The 2,975-nt window shown below is 71.3% G+C and carries 2 protein-coding genes and 1 pseudogene; 1 reads left to right on the top strand and 2 read right to left on the bottom strand.

Annotated elements, in window-relative coordinates; translation table 11 throughout:
- Positions 1-170: 170 nt before the first annotated feature.
- Positions 171-1,235 carry a class I SAM-dependent methyltransferase gene (locus DMC18_RS25285; protein WP_110133431.1) on the bottom strand — a complete coding sequence of 355 codons (1,065 nt, stop codon included), beginning with the start codon at positions 1,233-1,235 and terminating at the stop codon, positions 171-173.
- 6 nt (positions 1,236-1,241) lie between these two features.
- Positions 1,242-2,471, bottom strand: a complete 1,230-nt coding sequence (locus DMC18_RS25280; RefSeq protein WP_110121766.1) for a class I SAM-dependent RNA methyltransferase — start codon at positions 2,469-2,471, stop codon at positions 1,242-1,244.
- A gap of 263 nt (positions 2,472-2,734) precedes the next feature.
- Here DMC18_RS25280 and DMC18_RS25275 point away from each other — a divergent pair.
- Positions 2,735-2,975: pseudogene (locus DMC18_RS25275) on the top strand (hypothetical protein); the annotation flags it as partial.

Raw genomic sequence — 2,975 nt, 5'->3', positions numbered from 1 at the left:
GCCGGGCGGGTGTCCCGGAAGACCCCCTCACGCTAACAGCCTTCCAACAGACAAGGGGTCGATGGCCCGATCAGCCGCGAAAGCGGAACGACCAGGCGTAGCGTCCAAGGTCTGAGAGACCCCTCATCCGTCGGCTGTCGGCGACACCTTCTCCCACAAGGGGAGAAGGATCATTTCTCCAGCAACAGCGCCTTGGTCAGGAACGCCTTGTCGCGCCCGATCACCCGCAGCCCAGCCGCCCCGAACAGCGCCTCCAGGTCCTCCTGCGCGTAGCTGCCGTAGAACGGCTCGTGGAAATAGGCCGGGAAGACCTCCAGCATCCGCGCCAGCTGCGGCTCGTCGGACGGCTGGACGGAGTCGGCGAAGGCCAGCACGCCGCCGGGCTTCAGCACCCGGGCGATCTCGGCGGCGACGATGGGGCGCACGCGCGGCGGCAGCTCGTGGAACAGGTAGACGCAGGTCACGGCGTCCAGGCTGCGATCCGCGAAAGGAAGGTGTTCGGCGTTGGCCTGCACCATGCCCCGGCCCGACCGGGTGCGGGCTTCGCTCAGATAGGCCGGCGACAGGTCGACGCCCGCCAGGGCCGCGCGCGGGAAGGCCTGCGCCAGATCCCGCAGGAAAGCGCCCGAACCGCAGGCGACGTCGACGGCGCTCAGCGCCCGCTGGTCGCGCCCCCGCCACTGCCTGGCCAGCAGCGACAAGGCCCGCCGGCGCATCGCCCCGGCCGCGCCGGAGAACAGCGCCTCGACCTGGGCGTCGTAGCGACGGGCGCTCTCGGCGGTGAACCAGCCGCCCGACTGATAGTGGAAGTTCTGCCGGTAGTAGGCCGGATAGCCCTGGCTTTTCGGATCGTCGCGCACCTCGACGCCGTCGCCGCGCCGGCGGCGCTGGTCGACCTCGCGGGCGTCGGCCAGGAAATCCCAGGCCTTGAGGATCGAGCCGGCCGGATCGGCGGGCGCATCCTCCATCGGCGGATAGAGACCGGCGGCGACGTCGGCGGCGTCCTTCTCGAAGGCGGCGAAATAGGCGCGGCGCAGGCGCGCCCGCGACAACGGCGGGGACTCCGACGTCAAGCGCGGCGCGGCCTTGCCCTCGGCCGGCCGGGTCATGAACTTGGCCAGGCCGCCGGCGGCGGTCCACCAGGCGGCCTTGGCCGCCGCCTTGCCGCGCTGGGCGGCGGCGTCGAGCCTAAACGCCCTACGCCCGCCCTCGCCTCTTCGTTCGTCCTGGACCATGCCGCCTCATCGCGAGAAGACGCCGACCAGTTCAATATGCGGCGACCAGAGGAACTGGTCCACCGGCAGCACCTTCTCCAGTTTGAAACCGGCGTCGATCAGCACGCCGGCGTCGCGGGCGAAGGTCGCCGGATTGCAGGACACGCCCACCACCCGCGAGACCTTGGACTTGGCGATCTCGTGCACCTGCTCCAGCGCGCCGGCGCGCGGCGGGTCGAAGACCACCGCGTCCATCCTGTCGAGCTCGGTCGACAGCATCGGCCGGCGGGTGAGATCCCGCGCCTCGGCGGTGATCGCCTTCAGGCCGGGCGCCGATCCGATGGCGGCCTTCAGGGCCGCGATCGCCGGCTCGGCGAAGTCGGCGGCGTAGACCGAGCCGATCTCGGCCAGGCGGAAGGTGAAGGTGCCAACGCCGCAGAACAGGTCGGCGATCTTGGCCGCGCCGGCCACGTGCGCCAGGGCGAAGTCGGCCATGGCCTTCTCGGCGGCGGGCACGGCCTGCAGGAACGAGCCGGCCGGCAGCGGCACGATGGCGGGCCCCAGCTTCACCAGCGGCTGGCGGGCCATGTACAGCGTCTCGCCGGCCAGGGTGACCCGGGCGAAGTCGAACTCGCCGGCCACCATCGCCGCCTGCACCCGGGCGTCGGCCGACAGCCCGCCGCTCTTGCGCTCCACGCCGGTGACGTCGATGTCCAGGCCGGTGCCGGTCAGGGTGACGTGCAGGGTCGGGGCCGACTTGGGGTGCTCGAGGAACGGCTGGGCCAGGCGCGCCAGACCCGGCAGGGCCGCGACGATCTTCGGATGGGTGACCGGGCATTCCTCGATCTTCACCAGGTTCCAGGAGCGGCGCTCCTTGAAGCCCAGGCGCACCCCGCCCTTGCCGCCGCGCGCGTGCAGCGCCACCCGACGACGCGAGGCCGGCGGCGAGGCGATGGTCGGCAGGATCTCGGTCTCGATCCGCTCGCGCTTCAGCTCGAACCGCACCTGCTCGCGCTTCCAGTCGAGATAGGGCGCGATGTCCCAGTGCTGCAGCGCGCAGCCGCCGCAGTGGCCGAAGTGCCTGCACGGCGGCGCGACCCGCTCGGGGCTGGCCTCCAGGATGTCGACCAGCTCGCCGCGCGCGCCTTCCATGCGGGCGGTGATCTTCTCGCCCGGAAGGGTCAGCGGCACGAAGGCCGGGCCGGCCGCCACGCCGTCGCCCTGGCCGCCGACGGCGTCGATAGTCAGTTCTCGCATTGTCAAAAGTCGCCTTGAAGGAACCGCGCCGGGCTCCGATCCGTTCAAGCCACGCCGTGGGCATGGCCTAATTTCCGCCTCTTCCGCGCCAAGTTCGACGCCGAAGAAGCCAGTTCGAACGCGTCCATACCTCATTCGGGGGCCGCGTGCGTGAACGAAGATGAACGGCCCGGTCAACGACCGTTCAGCTACGGCTTGGCATGGTGCGAGCAACGGACGGTCCCTCGATCGTCACGCCCGCTTTCAGGGAGAGTTTTTCGATGATGATCCGGACCGCCATCAGCGCCATCGTCGCCGGCGCGGCCCTCGTCGGCGCCGCGGCCCCGACGATCGCCTCGGCCCAGGCCTACGGCTACGACCAGGGCGGCTATCAGGGCGGCCAGGGCGGCGCCTATGACCGCAACGGCTACTACTACGATCCCTGCCGCCGCAGCACGACCAACCGCGCCACCGGCGGCGGCCTGGCCGGCGCCGGCATCGGCGCGGCCATCGGCAGCAGCGTCG

This window comes from Caulobacter sp. D5 (assembly GCF_003185805.1).
In the GTDB taxonomy this organism is placed as follows: Bacteria; Pseudomonadota; Alphaproteobacteria; order Caulobacterales; family Caulobacteraceae; genus Caulobacter.
This window is presented reverse-complemented; position numbering and strand designations above follow the sequence as displayed.